This window comes from Spirosoma daeguense (assembly GCF_054776875.1).
This window is the reverse complement of the sequence record NZ_BAAHBF010000006.1, coordinates 269,733-290,513: the sequence shown is the minus strand read 5'-3', so window position 1 is coordinate 290,513 and position 20,781 is coordinate 269,733. Positions and strand designations below refer to the sequence as shown.

The 20,781-nt window shown below is 46.3% G+C and carries 13 protein-coding genes; 8 read left to right on the top strand and 5 right to left on the bottom strand.

The features are described from left to right. Positions 1 to 126: 126 nt before the first annotated feature. Entirely contained in the window at positions 127 to 1,020 is an 894-nt protein-coding gene (locus tag ACYVD4_RS20505; RefSeq protein ID WP_460948907.1) for an AraC family transcriptional regulator, read from the bottom strand. A gap of 379 nt (positions 1,021 to 1,399) precedes the next feature. On the opposite strand from ACYVD4_RS20505, the gene ACYVD4_RS20500 reads away from it, so the two are divergent. The 4 genes from ACYVD4_RS20500 (at position 1,400) to ACYVD4_RS20485 (ending at position 8,818) form a co-directional block, all read left to right on the top strand. Continuing rightward, complete coding sequence (locus ACYVD4_RS20500) at positions 1,400 to 2,062, top strand: DUF3826 domain-containing protein (RefSeq protein WP_460948905.1); 663 nt, start codon at positions 1,400 to 1,402, stop codon at positions 2,060 to 2,062. A 47-nt stretch (positions 2,063 to 2,109) separates the two neighbouring features. Continuing rightward, positions 2,110 to 5,334 (top strand): SusC/RagA family TonB-linked outer membrane protein, encoded by a 3,225-nt coding sequence (locus tag ACYVD4_RS20495; protein ID WP_460948903.1) that lies wholly within the window; start codon positions 2,110 to 2,112, stop codon positions 5,332 to 5,334. A gap of 16 nt (positions 5,335 to 5,350) precedes the next feature. Beyond that, complete coding sequence (locus tag ACYVD4_RS20490; RefSeq protein WP_460948901.1) at positions 5,351 to 7,126, top strand: RagB/SusD family nutrient uptake outer membrane protein; 1,776 nt, start codon at positions 5,351 to 5,353, stop codon at positions 7,124 to 7,126. A gap of 135 nt (positions 7,127 to 7,261) precedes the next feature. Beyond that, complete coding sequence (locus ACYVD4_RS20485; protein ID WP_460948900.1) at positions 7,262 to 8,818, top strand: glycoside hydrolase family 28 protein; 1,557 nt, start codon at positions 7,262 to 7,264, stop codon at positions 8,816 to 8,818. Between the two features lie 156 nt (positions 8,819 to 8,974). Here the strand turns inward: ACYVD4_RS20485 and ACYVD4_RS20480 are convergent, their stop codons facing one another. The 3 genes from ACYVD4_RS20480 to ACYVD4_RS20470 all read right to left on the bottom strand — a co-directional run bounded on the left by ACYVD4_RS20480 (position 8,975) and on the right by ACYVD4_RS20470 (position 13,561). Further along, positions 8,975 to 9,388 (bottom strand): DoxX family protein, encoded by a 414-nt coding sequence (locus tag ACYVD4_RS20480; RefSeq protein ID WP_460948898.1) that lies wholly within the window; start codon positions 9,386 to 9,388, stop codon positions 8,975 to 8,977. 291 nt (positions 9,389 to 9,679) lie between these two features. After that, entirely contained in the window at positions 9,680 to 10,054 is a 375-nt protein-coding gene (locus tag ACYVD4_RS20475; protein WP_460948896.1) for a nuclear transport factor 2 family protein, read from the bottom strand. Positions 10,055 to 10,216: 162 nt separating this feature from the next. Continuing rightward, positions 10,217 to 13,561, bottom strand: a complete 3,345-nt coding sequence (locus tag ACYVD4_RS20470; RefSeq protein ID WP_460948894.1) for a PAS domain-containing protein — start codon at positions 13,559 to 13,561, stop codon at positions 10,217 to 10,219. 382 nt (positions 13,562 to 13,943) lie between these two features. Here ACYVD4_RS20470 and ACYVD4_RS20465 point away from each other — a divergent pair, with 382 nt between their 5' ends. From ACYVD4_RS20465 to ACYVD4_RS20450, 4 genes are all read left to right on the top strand, one after another. Continuing rightward, positions 13,944 to 14,672: a 3-keto-disaccharide hydrolase gene (locus ACYVD4_RS20465; protein ID WP_460948893.1), complete on the top strand. Its 729-nt coding sequence runs from the start codon at positions 13,944 to 13,946 to the stop codon at positions 14,670 to 14,672. Positions 14,673 to 14,683: 11 nt separating this feature from the next. Next, positions 14,684 to 15,724 carry a sugar phosphate isomerase/epimerase family protein gene (locus ACYVD4_RS20460; RefSeq protein ID WP_460948892.1) on the top strand — a complete coding sequence of 347 codons (1,041 nt, stop codon included), beginning with the start codon at positions 14,684 to 14,686 and terminating at the stop codon, positions 15,722 to 15,724. Positions 15,725 to 15,861: 137 nt separating this feature from the next. Further along, positions 15,862 to 16,458 carry an HD domain-containing protein gene (locus ACYVD4_RS20455; RefSeq protein WP_460948890.1) on the top strand — a complete coding sequence of 199 codons (597 nt, stop codon included), beginning with the start codon at positions 15,862 to 15,864 and terminating at the stop codon, positions 16,456 to 16,458. A 197-nt stretch (positions 16,459 to 16,655) separates the two neighbouring features. After that, positions 16,656 to 17,516 (top strand): class I SAM-dependent methyltransferase, encoded by an 861-nt coding sequence (locus tag ACYVD4_RS20450; RefSeq protein WP_460948888.1) that lies wholly within the window; start codon positions 16,656 to 16,658, stop codon positions 17,514 to 17,516. 355 nt (positions 17,517 to 17,871) lie between these two features. Here ACYVD4_RS20450 and ACYVD4_RS20445 read toward each other — a convergent pair whose 3' ends face one another. Then, the gene (locus ACYVD4_RS20445) at positions 17,872 to 20,730 is read right to left on the bottom strand and encodes a glycoside hydrolase family 95 protein (protein ID WP_460948886.1); all 2,859 of its coding nucleotides are present in this window, start codon (positions 20,728 to 20,730) and stop codon (positions 17,872 to 17,874) included. Positions 20,731 to 20,781: the final 51 nt, after the last annotated feature.

Sequence of the window (20,781 nt, the reverse complement as noted above, 5' to 3'; positions counted from 1 at the left end):
CAGGATTCACTGTTTATAAGCCCCTCCTAAAACAGGAGGGGGCAGGGGGTGGTAAAATCCTAACAGCAAAAGCTATTTTCTATCGTCAAACAACTTTTATAATACGTAGGAGACTCGAGGATGGGTTCAGGCCATTACAACCGTTCGGCCTTTTTTCAGATACTGCCGTTTGTATTCGAGTGGAGTTAGGCCCGTTACTTTTTTGAAATGACGGTAGAAATTCGATACGTTGTTGAATCCACAGTCGAAACAAATCACTTCCGTCGGAATTTTGTCTTCGATCAACGCCCTACACGCGTGACTGATACGTATCTCAATCAGAAAATCGTAATACGTTTTGTTCGTCATCAATTTAAAATAACGGCAAAACGACGTAACACTGAGGTTACTAACGGCGGCAATATCCTCTAAGGTAATGTCCTGTTTGTAATTCGTGAGTGTGTAATTACAAACCTTATTCAGACGTAACGTATCGGATTCGTTCGATTGGTAGAAAGCTGTTTGCCCGTTCACAATGGTTTCATATTCATCGGTTTCGGCCAGCATCTTAAGAATCGAGAACAGAATCAGTATTTTATCAAGATTGGTTGCGTCGATAGCCCGGTGCATCAGTTCTGCCAGTTTCTCGCTGGTTTTGCCAGTGAAAACCAGCCCGCTTTTCGCCTTCTCGAAAAGCCGGGGTAGCAGGTAAGCTTCGGGAAGTTTCAATAAATGATCTCCCAGACAGTTTGGCAGAAAATGAACAACGATAATCTCGATGTTCCGGTCGGGATCGTTCTGAAAATATTCGTCACTGCTACGCCACGTATGCGGCAGATTTTCGCCCACTAAAACAATCTCTCCAGGTGAAAAATTGCTGATTTTGTCACCGATAAACCGGACACCTTCTCCCTTAATAATATAGTGCAGCTCAAGTTCAGGGTGGTAATGCCAGATGTTTTTGAAATGAGGTAATACGTCGTGCCGCGCGCTATACGAGCTGGCTGAACTGGCAGTTACTTTCCGAAAAAGAGGTTTCATAGTAGAAGTGGGTATTTTGGTTTTGTTGTTTCCGGCTACATGTTGACCGATGCGTACACGAACCCAGAAATTTGAAAACCGAAACAGTAAATCATTTTCTAATACAAACCTAAACGAAATATCGTAGATAATTCATATTTTCTCTATGATAATTTCCTATAATGAATTGGTAAAAAAATGCATTTGTAGCCATAAAATGTACTATATTTTTGTGTCGTATTATAGAAAAGTATTGTTTATTCCTGTTTTCGTCTGCTTTTAGTGAAGATTGTTAGCTAGTAGAAGTAGCATTGACAGCATTGCCTGAGCCACTTCCAAATATCCACCGTCAGGAAGAAAATAGAAGTACATATTCCGTTCAACATAGCCGAATTTATCCATGAATTATCGCCTGAAATACGTATTCCAGACTGCTCTGTTGGGCTTAATCAGTATGACTTTGGTGTTTGGTCAGGAAGTAGCTTCGGAGAGTAAAGAAGCTGCTTATACGCGTGTCACCAACGAACGAGCCGGAAAAATCATAACAGCAATGGGGCTTTCCGATTCACAAAAAGCGGAGCGGGTTAAAAATACAATTGCACAACAATACTGGAATCTCAATGCTATTCACGAAAACCGGAAAGCGGCCCTGAGCAATCTTACAGAACAGGCACAAAAAGAGAAACTGGAGAAAGAAACGGCTAGCAAAATCGCAACTCTGCATACAGCTTACCTGAAGAGCCTCGCTGTCGATCTTACCCCTGAGCAGATTGAACAGGTAAAAGACGGCATGACCTACGGTGTAGTACCTATTACGTATAAAGGCTACCAGCAAATGCTGCCTGATTTGACCGACGAACAGAAAAAGCAGATTCTGGCCTGGCTGACTGAAGCGCGTGAACGTGCTATGGACGAAGGCACGTCGGATAAAAAACACGCCATGTTCGGCAAATACAAAGGACGTATCAATAATTACCTGTCGGCGGCTGGTATCGACATGAAAAAGGCCAGCAAAGAGTGGGAGGCACGTATTGCACGAGAAGCCGGAAAATCCTCGAAATAACAACCTTAGTAATCTATAGACACCTTTTTTACCAGACCTTATTTAACATGAAATTGGCTTTGCGAACGCAGAAACAACACCTGTTCACCAGCACCGTGAAGCTGGTTTGTGCGCTGGTGATCAGTGGCCTCGCCGAAGAGTCTGCTTATGCCGAAACCGGAACCCGTACTACGTATCGGCATTCGGTAAACGTAGCGGCTCCGCTTGAAAACATCACCGGAACCGTAAACGACGATAAAGGACAGCCTCTACCGGGCGTAAACGTATTGATCAAGGGTACCAAAACCGGTACGGTGACCGATATAAAAGGAAACTTCCGTATCAATCTGCCAACTGGCAATGAGACGCTGATTTTCAGCTACATTGGGTTTAAGCCTCAGGAAGTTGCAGTTGGTGGACGTAAATCAATCAGCGTTCAGCTTGAGGAAGATGCGGCTGCATTGGGTGAGGTTGTGGTGGTTGGTTATGGCGTCCAGAAAAAAGTGAGCCTGACCGGAGCCGTTGCAACTGTTGATATGAAATCCATTCAGGATTTACCCGTAAACAGCCTGTCGGCGGCATTAACTGGCCAGTTGCCGGGTGTGGGCGTTTCGGGTGGAACGAGCCGTCCGGGTGAAAATGCCCAGATTACGGTACGTAACCCAATTGTTCTTTCGAAAGACGGCGGAACGCTACGTCCGCTCTACGTTATCGACAACGTAATTCGTTCGGAAGATGATTTCAACGCGCTCGACGTATCGGAAGTTGAAAATATTTCGGTGCTGAAAGATGCCGCTGCTGCCATTTACGGTGCTCGCTCGAACCAGGGCGTAGTGGTAATCAGCACCAAACGCGGTAAAGCAGGCGCACCGAAGTTCAGCTACAGTGGCTCAACAGGTACGTCAACCGCTACGTTGCCAAACATGATGAACGGGGTTCAGCACGCTACGTACATGAACGACCTCAACTACGCGGCTGGCCGGCCTGCTACTGATCCGCTTATTTATACACCCGACGAGCTGGCTCATTTCCAGAATAACAATACCGACTGGTTACGGATGGCGTGGAAACCTTCGACAGTACAGCGTCATGCGCTCAACGTGAGCGGTGGTAATGAGAAAGCAACATACTTCGCTGGTGCCTCGTACAATGCACAGAATGCCAATTTCGATAATATCAATTTCGATAAATGGACGTTCCGCGCCAGTGTCGATATGCAGGTGACCAAAAGCCTGAAGGCAGCTCTCTCGTTGAGCGGTGATTTGTCGAGTAAGCGGATGTATTATCTCAAACAGGGGGGCGAAAATGCCGAAAACGACATGAAGAGCCTGCTTTATACGCCCCAATTCAATCCGCCTTACGTAAACGGGTTGCCTGTTTTGTTGTCGAATAACAGCAATGTCAACACCGTTGATGCGTTTCACTTTTTTGAGATTCAAAACTCAAACAACTACACCCAGACACGTAACAGCGGTATAAACGTAACAGCTAATCTGGATTACGAAGTGCCATTTGTAAAAGGGTTGAAAGCCAGACTTTTATATAGTCGGACGTATGATAACAGCTTCGGAAAACAATATGGTACCAAATACAACGTATACAGCTTTTCGATGCTGGGAGACCATAAACATATCTACGGTGGCGACGTACTAAGATTGGTTACGCTCAACAACGGCGACCGTGTACGTATCAATCCGGGTTATACCGATACGTATCAGTTAAACGGGTATCTGAACTATGACCGTCAGTTTGGGAAGCATCAGCTATCGGCGATTGCGTTCTTCGAGCAGTCAGAAATGCATTCCGATCAGGTGGCGGCTATGGCAGAAGGTGTAATTATCGGTGGTTTGGATAATATGCGCTACGCGATTGGTACGCAAACCGCCAACGAAACCGAAACCGAAGCCGGATTTTTGTCGTATGCCGGACGTATCAATTACAACTACGCCAACAAATACCTGTTCGAAACGGCTATCCGCTATGATGCCTCGACCAAATTTGCACCTGAATATCGTTGGGGCCTTTTCCCTTCGTTCTCAGCGGGTTGGGTAATGTCGGAAGAACCATTTTTCCGGAACAACGTACGCTTTGTCGACTTCCTGAAACTGCGTGGTTCGCTAGGTTTCTTGGGTGGAGATGCTACCAAACCATATAACTGGCTGACCAGCTATTCGATTCAGACGGGTAAAGGCGCTGTATTTGGCGGTAATACCGACCGACCACTGGTGGTTACCCCAAACAATGCAATGGCAAACCGCCAGGCTCGTTGGGATGATAACACGAAATACAACATCGGTATCGACGCACAATTCCTGAAAAATCGTCTGTCGTTTGGTTTCGACTGGTTTTACGATCACCGATACAACATGCTGACGGCGCTAACTTCTTCGGTTCCACTGGTGGTAGGTGCTACGTTACCATCTGAAAACTACGCTACGGTCGATGGATTTGGAACAGAAATTTCGCTGGGATGGAGCGATAAGATTACTAACGACTGGTCGTATAAAGTGAACGCCTTCCTGAGCTGGAGCGACAACAAGCAAGTTAAAATAGACGTCGAGAGAGGTAAAATCGGTACGTATGAAGACCCGATTGGCAAATCGTCGGATATGGGCGTGCAGGGCTACAAATACGCCGGGATGTTCCGCTCGCAACAGGAAGTAGAAACGTATCTGGCCGCAAATCCGGGCTACACGCTGTTCGGTGCTGTACCGAAACCGGGTATGTTGTACTATGAAGACGTACGCGGACCGAAAGATGCTTCGGGTCAGTACACGGCACCAGACGGAAAAATTACCGACGCCGATATGCAGTTTCTGACCCGCAAGGCGAACAACCATTACGGATTTGGTTTCAATTTCAGTACGTCATACAAGAATCTGTCGGTAGCGGCTGTGATCAGTGGTTCGTTTGGCGGACAGGACGTAGTGGAGTCGACAGCCCGGAATCAGGCCACGTTGACGGCGAACCGTCCGGCTTTCTGGGCCGATCACTGGACACCCGAAAATCCGAATGCTACGTATCCGAGCCCGTTCTACAAAGACACGTATCAGGTAGTGTCGGATTACTGGTTCCGCAGCTCAACGCAGGTGGCCGTCCGTAATATCAACGTCTCATACGGCATTCCCTCTCGTATTTCCAGCAAGCTGGGTATGAGCAACGTACGGGTTTATCTGGTGGCAACTAACCCGCTAAACCTGTATAATCCTTACGATTATAAATCGTATTCGGGTAGCTACGATGCTTATCCGGTACTACGTTCTTTCTCGCTTGGTTTAAACCTTGGTCTCTAAATTCCAGCCGATACCAATGAAACGATCTTATAAATATCTCCTTACCTGCTGCACCGCGCTGAGCCTGACGGGCTGCATGAAAGTACTCGACAAAACCGACCTCAATTCGACCAACGGTGAGTTGATCTTCAAGGATTCGTCGCTGGCGCAGATGAATCTGGATTATATCTACGACCAGAATCTACCCGCCGGAATTCCGACGCTTGGGCCCAATACGCCCAGCATTACAACCCTGACAGATGAATCATTTGGGGAAAGTAAACTGCTTGAAGGGTCGTTGCTGGTCAATGAAGTGGGCGATTTTGGTACAGCCTTGAGTGCCACCAACAACTACGGTAAAATACGGGTAATTAACATGTTCCTGAACGATGTGAACGCCGGTACGTTGCTCCAGTCGACCAAAAACAAACTACGTTCGCAGGCCCAGTTTTTCCGGGCGTGGCGCTATTTCGAACTGGTACGTTTGTATGGCGGTGTGCCGTTGGTGTTATCGCCACTGGCTGCCGTAGGCGTTGAAGCACGGGATAAAGCGTTTTTACCACGTAACACCACCGCCGAAAGTTTTGCGCAGATTGTGAAAGATCTGGATTCTACGATGATGTATGTACCGGGCCGCTGGACGTCGGCGAGCGATTGGGGACGTATCACCAAAGGTTCGGCCGCAGCATTTAAAGGTCGGGTTCTGCTCACGGCTGCCAGCCCGCAGTTTAACCCAACCGATGACGTAACGAAATGGCAGGCTTCGTACGATGCCAACAAACAGGCTCTTGACTTGCTGACTGCCAACGGATTCGGCCTAAATACATCATTCGATCAGCTTTGGTTTCAGGAGGTCAATAACCCGGAAGCGGTACTCATAACTGGCTATAACACCGCTACGGGTGATCAGACCAGAAAAAACAACGGCTACGATAACGCAACGCGCCCATCGTATACCGGAACCGCTGGCGGCTCGAACCAGCCATCCTGGGAAATGGTGAAAGCGTTCCCGATGCTCGACGGTAAGAAACCCGGTGAATCGACCAAGTACACCTATTCCGATCAGCTTTTCTATAAAAACCGCGATCCTCGTTTCGACAAAACTATCGCTTATAACGGCGTCACGTGGCCATTGAACGGCAATAACTCGTATAAACTCTGGACGTATTTCGTTGGTGGCAAAACTATCGAACCAAAGGCAACAAACACAGGTTTTTATGCTCGGAAAGCCGTTAATCCAATGCCTTCAATTGGTGATGCACAGTTTTCGGGTACCGACTGGATTGAACTTCGGTTTGCCGAAGTGCTGCTCAATCTGGCCGAAAGTGCTGTAGGTGTCAGCAAGTTAGATGAAGCGTATACGCAGTTGAAAGCCGTTCGCAAACGGGCCGGAATCGAAGCCGGAACTGACGGTTTGTATGGTCTGAAAGCCAATATGACCCGCGCTGAATTGTTTGATGCCATTCTGTACGAACGTCAGATCGAATTTGCGTTCGAAGGCAAGCGTTTCTGGGATCTACGTCGTTGGAAACTCATCGAAAAAACCCTAAACGGCACACGCAGAACGGGTGTAACCATCAATCTGAAAACGACGGGCGTACCTGCCGATTTCGCTACCACCCGCGACAATGTGAATCTGGATCAGGCGTATACCAATTATTTCACGCTCACGTTCAAACAGTTGGATACACGTTATGCAATTGCTTGGAAACCTGAGTATTATTTCTTCCCAATTCCGCAAAGCGCCATAGATAACAACCCCAAATTGATTCAAAACAATACGTGGGGTGGGGCATTTGACCCTTTAAAATAAATATAGGTTGGAGTTTTTACTGCCCGAGCGTCTGGAACACTCGTTCAGTTTTATACAGAGAGTAAGTAGGTTTGCATTCACCCTGCCCGCATGGCACTTTGCTAGCTGTTGGCAGGGTTGATTTTTTTCAATCGTATGAGACAACTTCTGTTATTTCTTTTCTGCATTCCGGCTTGTTTTACTACGTCGGCGCAGCAATCGGGTATTTACCACAACGTAGTGCAATACGGCGCTAAAAACGATAGTAGCCAATTGGCAACAACGGCGATTAAAAAAGCCATCGACGCGGCCAGTAAGGCAGGCGGGGGCACAATTTATTTCCCGCCCGGCAAATATCTGACCGGGGCAATTCACCTCAAAAGCAATATTACCATCCTGATTGATGCCGGTGCCGAATTACATTTTAGTGACAACTTCGATGATTATTTGCCAATGGTAGCGTCGCGCTGGGAAGGTACCGACGTAACGAATTTTTCTCCGTTGTTCTATGCCTACAAAGCCGAAAATATAGCTATCAGAGGGCGTGGGTTAATTGATGGACATGGCAAAAATTGGTGGAAGTATTCGGAAGTAACCGTTAAAAAAACACCGAATTCGAAATGGCAGGATGAGTTTCATCGGGTAAACAAAGACATACTCCGGCCCGATTTGCCCGGCTGGGTCGAAAAAGGTTTTTTGCGTCCGCCATTTATTCAGCCTATGCATTGCAAGAACGTATTGATTGAGGGCATTACCATTCGTAATTCGCCGTTCTGGACCGTAAATCCGGAATTTTGCGAGAACGTAACGATTACGGGCGTAACGATCAACAATCCACAATCGCCAAATACTGATGGCATCAATCCCGAATCGTGCCGCTACGTTCATATTTCAAACTGCCATATCAGCGTGGGCGACGATTGTATTACGATCAAATCGGGCAAAGATCGGGCTGGTCGAAAAATGAACGTACCGGCAGAGAATTATACCATCACAAACTGCACGATGCTATCGGGACACGGTGGTGTAGTAATCGGGAGTGAAATGTCGGGTGGAGTGAAAAAGATTGCTATTTCGAACTGCATATTTGATGGCACCGACCGGGGAATACGTATCAAAACGGCTCGCGGTCGGGGAGGGGTTGTCGAAGATATTCGGGTCGATAATGTTATCATGAAAAACATTCGGGATCAGGCAATTGTGCTGGATATGCAATACGCCAAAACGCAGCCTGAACCGGTTTCGGAACGCACGCCCGCTTTCCGGAATATTCATTTCAGCAATATCACCGCCGAAACCAATCAGGCTGGGTTCCTGAACGGACTGGAAGAAATGCCGATTGAAAATGTTAGTTTTAGTGGTCTGGAGTTTCGGGCGAAAACCGGCTTTGTGATCAATCAGGCGCGGCAAATTGCGTTTCACAACGTAACTGTCAATACGTCGACTGGTGCGAGCATCAAGGCCAATACGGTACGTGATCTGGAAATTGATGGCGTAACAACCCGAACTCCACACGCCAACGTACCAGTTGTTGAGCTGACCAATGCCGAAGATGTGTTTGTCTACGATTGTTTCCCGAAGGCAGGAACCGATGTATTTCTGAAACTGGATGGGGAACAAACCCAAAACATTACGGTAAGCGGCAATAATTTTCGGCACGTTAAAACGCCCATTCAGAAAGAAGGCAAACTGGAAAGCCTGAAGATTGACTAGAGAAGACCTACACTCCAGTTTGGTGGTATTTGTTCTGAAGGAGCCAAGCCAGAGCTTGGCTGAAACAAAAACAGCCCGATACGTTGAAGGTATCGGGCTGTTGTCAATTAGAATAGGGAGGTTGAATCAGGTTGTACTCTTGAAATCAGGTATGATTTAGGCGGCTATTCCGAGGCTTCGCTGAATGGTACGTTCGGCTTCAACACTGGCGTTCACCTTCTTGTGATAGAAGTAATACGAAGCAAAACCCAACGCCACAAAAATAAAAATAGGCGCCCACTGGTCGATAGTTTTACCGCTATTCGCGACGGAATACGTAGCGCCCAATAAATCAAACATAAGTCCGGCATAGGCCCACTCTTTAAGCCTCGGAAAACCCGGAACCAGAATGGTAATGCCACCCAGCAACTTGGCCCAGCCCAGAAACGGAATGATATAAACGGGGTAGCCCATTTCCTTAAAACCCTGCACCGACATCGGGTTGACCATAATATTTGGAATGGCCGAGCCAATCATGACGAAAGCAAATAAACCAGTCAGAATCCAATAGGTGATTTTTATCTTTTTCATGGTTTTGGGGTTTGCGTTTAACGAACGAATACGTGCCATTATAGTAGTTGTTGTCTAATTGATTACCTATCAAAATTACCACTTTTGAGAGTGTAAATAGGGGTTGAAAACGGCAATAATGGGGTGTTTTCCGACATTTTACTATTTACCAATCAGACACAATATGCCGCCCGAAGTAACCCGATACCAGGTTTACTACGTGTAAATGATACGAAGCAAAAAATTGACTAATTTGTGGAAAAGACCTGTTCGTTGTTGCTCGCTCGTGATGATCAGGTACGAGCAATGCATTTACACCGGCACCTGACTAATATGCGCTGCGGTTACTCGCCAGCGCCCCTGTTGTTGTGTCCAGACGCGCGTATACCGAAACCGGCCAGAAGCTGGTTGGTTGTTAATGGAGCCTTGAATATCCATCAGCACAAACGTAACCACAATCCCATCCTGAATGGGTTTTATGGTTAAATCCTGCCGATTTATAGTTTCAATCCGAAACACCTTTGCGCGATGCGCAGCCAGATCGTCCGCTTTTCCCAACAATTGTCCATCTGGCCCAACTGCAATGAGATCGTCGGCTAAAAGAGCATCTAACGTATCGACGTCGCTAATCAATTGAGCGTTCATGAGTTGATCTTCAACGGCTTGAATCAGTTCTGAAACATTCATAACTACGTAGTGTAAATTCCTACGCAAGAATAGCACTAATCGTCAGGTAGTACCCTCGGCCTGAATTGATTTTTTATCGATAAAAGCGATGGAATGAGCAGGGTGGCACGTAGCATGACTACGTGCCAGAGTGAATCTGTAAAAGAGATAGCTACGTTACGTTTACGCAGGTAAATACACGCTGAACGTAGCGCCCTGTCCTGGTTTGCTGGTAGCGGAAATAGCCCCACCGTGATTGGTTACTACTTTTTCGCAGATGGCCAGTCCAATGCCTGTTCCGGCAAATTCACTACGTCCATGTAATCGCTGAAATACCTGAAAAATCCGATCCAGATACTTTTCATCAAAACCAATGCCATTATCCGTTACGTCGATCTGATGGAATTGTGCTGAGGAACGGTTCGATTTTATAATAGAGGGTAAGTCGCCTGCGTCAACCAGTTGATGACGAACAGTTATTTGCGGGATGGCCGGATTACCTGACGTATTGACCCGGCTAAACTTCAGGGCGTTGCTGAGCAGGTTCTGGAAAAGCTGACCCAATTGAGAGGAATCACCTGAAATCTTCGGCAATGGATCGACGTGAATCTGCGCACCCGTTTCGGAAATGACCAGTTCTAAATCAGTTAATACGCTACGTAGTACGTCATCGAGCGAAAGAAGGCGGCTTTCATCAGGGCGGGTGGAGATACGCGAAAAGTTGAGCAAATCTTTAATGAGCATTGACATTCGGCGAGCTGCCGACTGCATTCGCTCCAGATAATTCAGTTGATCTGTAGTCGAATCGGCAAGTTGTGTTTTTAAAAGATCACCGAATTGCTGAATTTTACGGAGGGGTTCCTGCAAATCATGGCTGGCAACGTAGGCAAACGTTTGCAGGTTTTCATTGGAGCGGCTTAGTAGCTCATTAGCTTCCTGCAACTCTTCGTTGAGGGCTTCATATTCTTCATTACTGGCTGATAGTTCTTCGTTGATAGCTGCCAGTTCTTCGTTGGTAGAGGCCAGTTCTTCATTGGTAGAGGCTAGTTCTTCGGTTCTGTTTTGTACCTCATACTCTAGTGCCAGTTTTAGTTCCTGTTGTATGGTTACGTCCTGTGCTGTACCAGACAGTGAAAGAGCGTTACCGTCGTTGTCAAATAAAACCTGCCCATTAGCATGAATGATACGTTCCTGGCCAGTAATGGCATGTGTAATGGTATATATTTCATCATAACGTCCGGTCCCACTTTTTTCCAGGGATTTATCTAGTGCAAGTTTGATACGTTCCCGGTCTTTTGGGTGCACGCGGGGAGAAGCTTCTTTTCCCAACACAGCGCCCTGAACACCCAGCCAGCTTTGCATGCGTTCTGAATAGGTCATTTGACCGGTGGCTACATCCATTTTCCAGGTACCTAATTCGGCCAGCTCAATGGCGTTACGTAGGGTAGATTCATTTTCCTGAATTGTCTGACGTGCCGTTTCCAGTGGTGTTACATCTGCTGCCGTATTCATTACCCCATACACCTTTCCGCTGGCATCAAATAACGGGGTGAAGTTGTAGTTGAAATAGTAGGGGACGAGTGCTCCGTTATGTTCAATATCGACCCGGCGAGTGCCGCTGTCGAAGGGTATACCCGTATCGTAAACGGCTCTGAGTTGTTCAAAGATTTCCTGAGTTGCCAGTTCCGGCAATATTTCCGTATAGAGTTTGCCAATAACATCATTGCCTTTGCCATATACGTCTATGATAGCCTGATTAGCGAACTGGATACGCATTTCTCTACCAATATAAACCCCAATTGGAAATGGCGCACTTTCAACCATGCTGCGCATCTGATTGGTTGATTCTTCCAGTGCTTGCCGCGAAAGCACCTGCTCTGTTACGTCGACAGCCATGCTGATGATTCCGTATACTTCACCAGTCTGATTGCGTACGGGTTTGTACGTGAAATCGAAATAATGAATGGATGCTATACCATCGGCCCACAATTCGCCCGGCATCGCTTTGGCTTCATGGGCAACACCCGAGGAGTATACCTTGTCAAGCAGTTGCAGATAGCGTTGAGAGGCTAATTCCGGTACGGCTGCAGTAGCGGGCTGCCCTACAAGTGACGACCCTTTACCCAACATTTGAACCATCGTTTCGTTGGCGATCTCAATTGTATGATTGGGGCCAACCATGAGCATTGTGGCCATGGGTGCTTCCTGAATCAGTGTTCGGAATTTGGCTTCGCTGGCCCGTAGAAATTCTTCAGCTCGTTTTTGATCTGTAATATCCTGAAGTGTACCATTCAGGCGAAGTGCCGTCTGGTCACTGCTAAATTGTGTTTTGCCTTTAGCGCGTACACGCCGTTCCTGCCCTGTGTGTGGGTGAATAATGCTATATTCTGAATCATACACTCCGCCCGATTCAAAACGTAGCGCGTGTTCTATAGCGTCTGCCACACGCTGACGATCTTTGTCGGCAATAGTTTGAAGTGCCAGCGTTAGTGGAATTTCTTCGTGGGGACGTAGTCCAAACCAATCTTTCAGACGGGCATTGCCTTTGAAGCGATTCGTCAGCGGGTCTAAATCCCACACGCCCAGTTCTGCTGCATTAATGGCAAAAGTTAATTCCGCTTCACTCTCCTCAATTTTTTGCCGGGCTATTACCTGATCGGTGATTTCGTTAGCTACTACGGTTACGCCGATGATGGAACCGTCTTCACTACGTAGTGGATGATAGGTAAAGTTTAGATAGACCTTTTCCATCTGACCTTTACGGAGCAATGGAGCGCTTAATTCCAGCGCATAGTATGGCTGGCCAGTTGCCAGTACGTTGGCCAGTAACTCTTCATAGCCATAGCCTTTTATTTCAGGCATCGCATCAAACATCGGCTTACCCAGCAAATCGTTTGCCTTCCGTCCTACCAGTTGTTGATACGCTTCATTGGCCATTTCGATAATATGGTCAGATCCACGAAATACAGCCATGGCAACCGGAGTCTGATCTATCATAGTTCGAAAACGCTGCTCAGATTCCTGTAAACGTTGCTGACTAATAACAATGGATGTAGTTTCTGTGCAGGTCACAAACACGCCAGCAATCTGGCCAGCATCGTCATAGGCCGGGCTGTAGCTAAACGTCCAATATACATCTTCCAGTTTGCCATTGCGGTAGATAGGCACCAGTTGGTCTTCATACCAGACTGGTTGGCCGGTAGCCATCACCTGCTTAATAATTGGGCCGATAAAGTCCCAGGTTTCAGGCCATACCGTCTTTGCGGATTTACCGAGAGCTGGATGTTTGCCGTTGGTGCCGAGGCTGGGCCGATAAGCGTCGTTATAAAAACAAAGCAAATCGCTACCCCAGAACAGGAACATAGGAAATGCAGAATGCAAAATAAGTCCTAGTGTAGTTTGCAGGCTCCGGGGCCATTGATCGGGCGTGCCTAAAGCAGTTTTCGACCAGTCGTAGGTTCGGGTGAGTTCCCCCATTTCCCCACCGTCCTGTAAAAATGGATACGGTTCCGGACTAAATTCAGACATGACAAATGACTTGATTCAATGTGAACAGGCGAAAAGTAGGAAAACCTGTTTTTTGACTACTATAATCTGATAATTGACGAGCATTAACCGTATCAGATCGACTGGTGTGTGTATTAAGTAAACTGAAGAACGGTAGATGGTCGGTCATAGAAATTGATTACATAACAAAGGTTCGGCCACCCATGACTGGGCTAAATTGCGCAATTTTTAACGTAAACGATTAAATGAACATGAAAGTTAGGGCAAAATTGATTTTCAGGTGCCCAACCTCAATCCAGAAGCGTTTCCTGCTCAATTGTATTTACACTCTGTGGGCTATTTAGGAGTGAAGGAGTTAGTTTATAAAGGCATTTGTCTTATATAGACTCAATCTCTACTTTATATGGTTCTCAGACTATCTGCGTTTAGTTTTTTTATGTGTCTTTGTGGTGTAATCGCTCAGGCACAATCCCTCAATACGTTGTCGGCTCAGGAGAAGAAGGAAGGCTGGAAACTGTTGTTCAATGGCCGTGATCTGACAGGCTGGCACCGCTACAATGGTAAAGACGTACCGTCGTCCTGGAAGGTGGAACAGGGCGTATTGCATCTGGACGTACCGAAAACTGCTACTGATAAACCACGCGATTCAGGCGATCTGGCAACCGATGCCGTGGTGTCGGGCGATTTTGAATTTAAGGCTGAATTTAAGATCGAAAAGTATACCAATAGTGGCTTCTTTTTCTTTGTGGAAGAAGCACCTAAAAATGAGAAGATTTATACGACAGCTCTTGAGGTTCAGGTCGGTGATGATAAACTCTATCAGAAAGCCGTTGAGCATCCACATAGTTCGGGCGATCTGTTCGGTATTGCCGATGTGCGTATTCAGGAGCCACAGCCGCTCGGAAGCTGGAATAAAGTTGACGTTTCGTTGAAAAAAAATAAGCTCATCGTTACTATCAATGGCTACGTAGTGCAGGAACATGACGTAACTAGTGCTGATTGGAAAAAACGTGTGGCTGCCAAGGCGCAAAAAGGCGTACCGTTTGCCAATGGTAAATTTACCGGACGGATTGGCTTACAGGATTGGAACACAAGCGTTTGGTTTCGAAACATTAAACTGAAGACCCTTTAATCAAACAAAACATGGAAAATCAATCATCACGCCGTCAGTTTTTAGGAACTACGGCAGCGCTTATTTCAGGCATAGTTGTCAGCAACAGCAAAGTTTTTGGTATGCCTGCTCTGATCCGTAGCCTGGGCGATAAACCCAACTCGCTATTGAAAGGTGTGCAAATTGGCGTCATTACGTATTCGTATCGCGACATGCCCGATCAAAGCGCCGAAGCTACGTTGCAATATATTCTCGACAGTGGCATAAGCGCTATTGAGCTAATGGGCGGCCCAGCCGAATCATTTGCGGGTGCGCCAAAAAATACGGTCGATATGAAGGTTATGTTTCCGTTGATGCGTAAAAAACGCGAAAATCAGACCTTAACTGAAGACGAGCAAAAGACGTTATCCGAACTGGAAACGCAGCAGAAAGCGTATCGGCAGGAAGTGGCCAAATGGCGTGAGTCGGCGTCGATGAGCAAATTTGAGCAGCTTAAGAAAATGTATAATCAGGCAGGTATCCAGATTTACGGCTTTAAACCCGATGCCTTTGGTATGCAGAATTCAGATGCCGAAATTAATTACGGTATGAAAGCGGCTAAAACATTAGGAGCCAATCAGGTTACGCTCGAGCATCCTGCTAACGACGCGCATACGTTGAAGCTGGGTAAAATGGCCGAAAAGAATGGTATCCGTGTCGGCTATCATGGTCACGAGCAGCAAACGCCAACTTTCTGGGATACGGCACTGGCACAATCACCCGGAAATGCCATGAATTTTGATCTGGGTCACTACGTAGCAGCTGGTCAGCCCGATCCGATTGGCCTGATCAAGCAGAAGCATACCCGTATTTCGAGTATGCATATCAAAGACCGGCAGACAGCCGCGCACGGCAAAGGCAACCTTCCGTGGGGGCAAGGCGATACGCCATTGACCGAAGTACTGAAATTGATGAGCGATCAAAAATACACGTTCCCCGCTACGGTTGAACTGGAATACAAAGTGCCAGAAGGCTCAACGTCAGTGGCGGAGGTGAAAAAATGCGTGAACTACTGCAAGAATATCCTGAGTTAGATAAAACGGTTTTTCGACAGGATTAACATGATTTACAAGATTTTTACACCGGACCAATCTTGTAAATCATGTTAATCCTGTCAAAAAAAGAACTGGTAGTATATTTGTAACTACCCAAACAAAAAGGGTTGTATAGTATGCAAACAGACGTATTACTAAAGCAGATTGAGTTCATCAAAGAGATTGATAAACTCAAATATATCCAGCGAAAGACTAAGCTATTTAATAGTGATCGAAACGAAAATGATGCTGAACATAGCTGGCATCTGGCCGTGATGGCGATTGTACTGGCCCAACACGCCAATTTCCCCGTTGATACGTTGAAAGTTGTGAAGATGCTGCTGATTCATGATATTGTTGAAATCGATGCGGGCGATACGTTCATTTATAATACCCAAAAAAGCCATGATAACACGGAAGAGGAACGCTTGGCGGCTAACCGTATTTTTGGCCTGTTGCCTGCGGAACAAGCCGCTGACTTTATAGACGTTTGGGAGGAATTTGAAGCACAGCAGACCAACGAAGCCAAGTTTGCCCGCGCCATGGATCGACTCGAACCGTTACTTCAAAATGTGTCCAATAATGGAGGAACCTGGCTGGAATTTGGAATCGATTTCGATAAAGTTTATCAGAAAAAGCAAGTCATAAAACACGGTTCTACTTCGATATGGGACTATGCCGAACAACTGATTAATGACAGCGTTGAAAGCGGTATTCTGCAAAAACGTAACTAATAGCATCCTGAATTGAATCAATACTACTATCAAATAGATGTCAAATTGTTATCCAACCCAGGCTAAACCTCATTTTGCATAACTTCTATTTCTCTCTTCAAATAAGAGAGACTCCTCAAATATGTCGATTAATAAACGTGTAATCGGTTTGGGGGGCATCTGTTTTTTTTTACATTTGCCTAAATTTTTAAAAGATTATGTACGTTTCAGCTCTGGTTAGACTCAGAAAAATTTTACCATCTTCTGTCTACAATATACTTAAACCCATCTCTAAATCTATACAAAAAGGGTATTTCAGTTTTCTAGATGGTGTTGAAAGCCTTCTTAATCTACGCGATCCGCTAATTCCACCCCGTACTATGATCTTTGTTGGTCACGGTGATTTTAAACAGACTGGAATTGAATTCAAAAGCCATTTTATAAAGCTGGCAGGATTAAAACCCGACGAACGAGTATTGGATATTGGTTGCGGAATCGGGCGAATCGCTGTACCATTAACTAGCTATTTAAGTAATAAAGGCTCCTACGAAGGATTTGATATTGTTCCGTATGGTATTGAGTGGGCTCAGAAAAATATTACTTCTCGACACCCAAATTTCCGATTTCAGCTAGCAGATATCCATAATGACCATTATAACCCTAAAGGCCGCTATCAGGCAAAGGAATATAAATTTCCGTATCCTGATGGTAGTTTTGATTTCGCTTTTTTAACATCAGTTTTTACCCACATGCCAAAACTGGAGGTTGAACATTATATAAGTGAAATCAGTCGGGTATTAGCTCCTAATGGCCGGGCACTGATCACTTTCTTTCTCCTGAATGATGAATCGCGGGAACTGATGAAAACTAGTGACAGTACGCATAATATTCAATATCCTGACAATGGCCGTTATATCGCATATCCCGATGATCCCGAAATATGCGTTGGTTTTGACGAATCGCTTGTGAAAGAGATATTTAATAAGAATGGTATGGAAGTTCAAGTCTATCCTGGAGCTTGGTGCGGCCGGAAATCATTTACGTCATTTCAAGATATTGTCATAGTTAGAAAAGCTTGAATATTCCCCATCAGAACCTAGTACTAATTCTGTAAAGATTGAGATATTTTGCTGGTGTCTGATGAGTCCCTTGCGTCGATATGGGATGATTAACGATGGAGCCAGATCGACACTTGTTGACTAAGTAAATCCGTTATATAGACTTTTGTCACCTACCAATTCGCACTCTCTTCGAGAAAGACCACGATAGTGCGAATTGGTAGGTGACAAAAGTGCGTTACAAAAAACAAAACCGTTTAGAGCGAACTCGATAGCAAAGCGCATCTAAATATTGGGAGCCTTAGTGGGCTACTATCTTTATAAGAGTACATTCTCTCGTTTACGTAGATCTTTCGTTCTTAATCTTGAGTTTACGTTAATCTAATTGTAACAGTAACATTTCATCGAGCCGATACGTTTTGCCTTTTTGGGTGGTGAGCTGAATTTGTCTTTCGCCGTAACGTAGCACGCAAGGCTGTCCTGCTTTCGACGTAATATCAACCCCGCTTAATTTTCCGTTTTGCCAGCGGATGTTCAATACAAAACCACCGTTTGCGCAGATACCGTTGATATATCCCGTTGGCAAATCAGATGGTAGAGCCGGTAGTAAATCAATCGTTTGGCCTTGACTTTGAAGCAGCATTTCGCCAATTCCGCTCGCTCCGCCGAAGTTGCCGTCAATCTGAAACGGCGGATGTGCATCGAACAGATTCGGATAGGAGCCGCCACCTGTTGTTCCTTCGGGCGAAATAGCCGGACGAAAGAGCAATTTGAGCATGTTGTAGGCATGATTTCCATCGCGAAAACGTGCCCAGAAATTGATTTTCCAGGCAAGGCTCCAGCCGGTTCCGTCGTCACCACGTTCCAGCAACGATTGTTTAGCGGCTTTCATCAGGTCGGGCGTATCATTCCACGTAATGTCAGTGCCGGGATGCACTCCCCAGAGGTGCGATACGTGTCGGTGATGGTCGTTCGGATCGTCTATGTCCTGAAGCCACTCCTGTAATTGACCGTGTTTGCCAATCTGATTTGGCGCAATCTGTCTATACATCGTTTTTAACGTATCGCGAAACGTAGCATCGGTGTTTAGGACTTCACTGGCTGCTATACAATTTTTGAACAAATCACGAATAATCTGATGGTCCATTGTTGGGCCAGCCACCAGACCACCATGCTCAGGCGAATTAGATGGCGTGCTGATTAACCAACCAGTTTTTGGGTCTTTTACCAGAAAATCGACGAAAAACTGAGCAGCCTCTTTCATGATCGGATACGCTCGTTTTTGCAGAAAACCCCGGTCCTGTGAGTACCGATAATGTTCCCATAAATGCCTGGATACCCACGCGCCACCTGTCACCCAGATACCGTGATTGGATGCATTGATTGGAGCCGTTCCACGCCACAAATCCGTATTATGGTGTAATACCCAACCGCGTGCGTTGTAGTGTGCTTTCGCCGTTTTTCGCCCCGATTCAACCAACTCGTCAATGGCGTTGAAAAGCGGTTCGTGACAAGCCGACAGGTTCAGTATTTCGGTGGGCCAGTAATTCATTTCCATATTGATGTTCGTGGTGTATTTACTGCCCCAGGGCGGTGTCAGCAGATCGTTCCAGATACCCTGTAAATTGGCTGGTTGCGCCGATATACCGTTGCGGTTAGGTCGTGAAGCTGAGATCAGCAAATATCGACCGTATTGGACGTATAAAGCTGCCAAATCCGGGTCGGCCGATTGTTCAAAACGTTGAAGTCGTTCGTCGGTTGGAAGCACTTCATTCGGTGAATGCCCCAGATCGAGTGACAACGTATTGAAATACGATTGATAATCTCGTACGTGCTCGGTCTTGACCGTAGCGAATGATTGAGTACGTAACGCCTGCAACGGTTTCTGACTCAATACCGATGGGTCGCCTGATACGTCTTTATAATTTTTGAAGTTCGTACCCGCCGTCAAATACAACGTAGCGTCGTCAGCACCAGTTACGACGAGCTTCCCATTTGATACGTTTATCTTCCCTTTTTTGGTCTGGATACGTAGTAGACTTTCGCCTTTCAGTGCGCCATTTTTTACCTCAACGGTCAAGGCGATGGTTTGATTATCAACGATACGTATCAACGATTTTTGGTGTGGGCTTGTTAACGTAGCGTCAAAGCTGATTTTACCCGGCTGGCTGGCCGTGAGATGAATGGCAATGGTTTGTGAAGGAGCGCTGGCCAGATACTCGCGTGTAAAGCTGACACCGTTTGCCTGATACGTAACGCGGGAGAGTGCCGTAGCCAAATCCAGTTCACGCCGATAATTCGTTACGTTATTCTGGTTTTTAAAATTGAGCCACAAATCGCCAAATGGCTGATAGTCGGCCTGATAGCGAGGTGATGCAGGCGGATTATCATCCTGAATCCAATACTTGAATGGCCGAGCAAGGGGAATGCCATTGGCTGGTTGCTGGCCATCCTGATAGACTACAAACGTTGGCTGACTGGTTTTTACGCCAATGAACCCGCCTTTATCGAACAGATTGATCACCTGAATCGCCAATTGATTTTTTCCGATACGTAGTTTACTCGCCGGTATTTTGTAGCGCCGATTTTTGGCTATCCCTTCTTCAGAACCAATGAGTTCGCCGTTCAGATATGTAAAATCCTGATCGCGAATCCGACCCATGTCGAGCACTACATCCTTGCCAGCCCAGGTTTCGGGCAATTCGAACGTAGTACGAAACCAAACCGCTCCGTCTAGTCCCTCAAATCCTGCTTTTTCCCAGCCGTCTGGTGTGGGAATGGGCATCGTTTTCCAGGCCCGATCATCAAACGTAGCAGACGTCGGATTGGTCGTTACGTTGTTCAGGTTTCGAACGCTGGAGAACCAGGCCTCTTTTTTATGCGCATACCCGTCTTCATTGCTTTGTTTGCCCATAAACTTTTCCTGCGCCAGTTTTTCGGCTTCTGCCTGTTTCCCTTCGGCAATCAACTGACGGATTTGAGGCAGATACGTAGCGGCTCCTTCGCGCTGATACTCACGTGGTTCGCCCGTCCAGAGCGTTGCTTCATTAAACTGAATATGATCGGTTTCAAGGCCACCAAACACCATTCCGCCTAATCGCCCATTCCCAATTGGCAGAGCCTCAACCCACTGGCTGGCTGGCTGTTTATACCAGAGTACAAGCGACTTTTTAGCCGGTGGTTGAGCCTGGGCAGTCTGGATAGTTAGTAGTACTAAGACGCTTAATCGAAACATGGTTTGTCGGTTTACTGTGGTGTCGGACGGTCGCCCGTAGGCGTTCTCAAA

Excerpts from the sequence above, each read along its gene's own strand:
- ACYVD4_RS20470 (WP_460948894.1), bottom strand. The coding sequence starts at position 13,561 with ATGTCTGAATTTAGTCCGGAACCGTATCCATTTTTACAGGACGGTGGG.
- ACYVD4_RS20500 (WP_460948905.1), top strand. The coding sequence starts at position 1,400 with ATGAATTATCGCCTGAAATACGTATTCCAGACTGCTCTGTTGGGCTTA.
- ACYVD4_RS20475 (WP_460948896.1), bottom strand. The coding sequence starts at position 10,054 with ATGAATGTTTCAGAACTGATTCAAGCCGTTGAAGATCAACTCATGAAC.
- ACYVD4_RS20450 (WP_460948888.1), top strand. The coding sequence starts at position 16,656 with ATGTACGTTTCAGCTCTGGTTAGACTCAGAAAAATTTTACCATCTTCT.
- ACYVD4_RS20465 (WP_460948893.1), top strand. The coding sequence starts at position 13,944 with ATGGTTCTCAGACTATCTGCGTTTAGTTTTTTTATGTGTCTTTGTGGT.
- ACYVD4_RS20480 (WP_460948898.1), bottom strand. The coding sequence starts at position 9,388 with ATGAAAAAGATAAAAATCACCTATTGGATTCTGACTGGTTTATTTGCT.
- ACYVD4_RS20460 (WP_460948892.1), top strand. The coding sequence starts at position 14,684 with ATGGAAAATCAATCATCACGCCGTCAGTTTTTAGGAACTACGGCAGCG.
- ACYVD4_RS20495 (WP_460948903.1), top strand. The coding sequence starts at position 2,110 with ATGAAATTGGCTTTGCGAACGCAGAAACAACACCTGTTCACCAGCACC.
- ACYVD4_RS20445 (WP_460948886.1), bottom strand. The coding sequence starts at position 20,730 with ATGTTTCGATTAAGCGTCTTAGTACTACTAACTATCCAGACTGCCCAG.
- ACYVD4_RS20485 (WP_460948900.1), top strand. The coding sequence starts at position 7,262 with ATGAGACAACTTCTGTTATTTCTTTTCTGCATTCCGGCTTGTTTTACT.
- ACYVD4_RS20490 (WP_460948901.1), top strand. The coding sequence starts at position 5,351 with ATGAAACGATCTTATAAATATCTCCTTACCTGCTGCACCGCGCTGAGC.
- ACYVD4_RS20455 (WP_460948890.1), top strand. The coding sequence starts at position 15,862 with ATGCAAACAGACGTATTACTAAAGCAGATTGAGTTCATCAAAGAGATT.
- ACYVD4_RS20505 (WP_460948907.1), bottom strand. The coding sequence starts at position 1,020 with ATGAAACCTCTTTTTCGGAAAGTAACTGCCAGTTCAGCCAGCTCGTAT.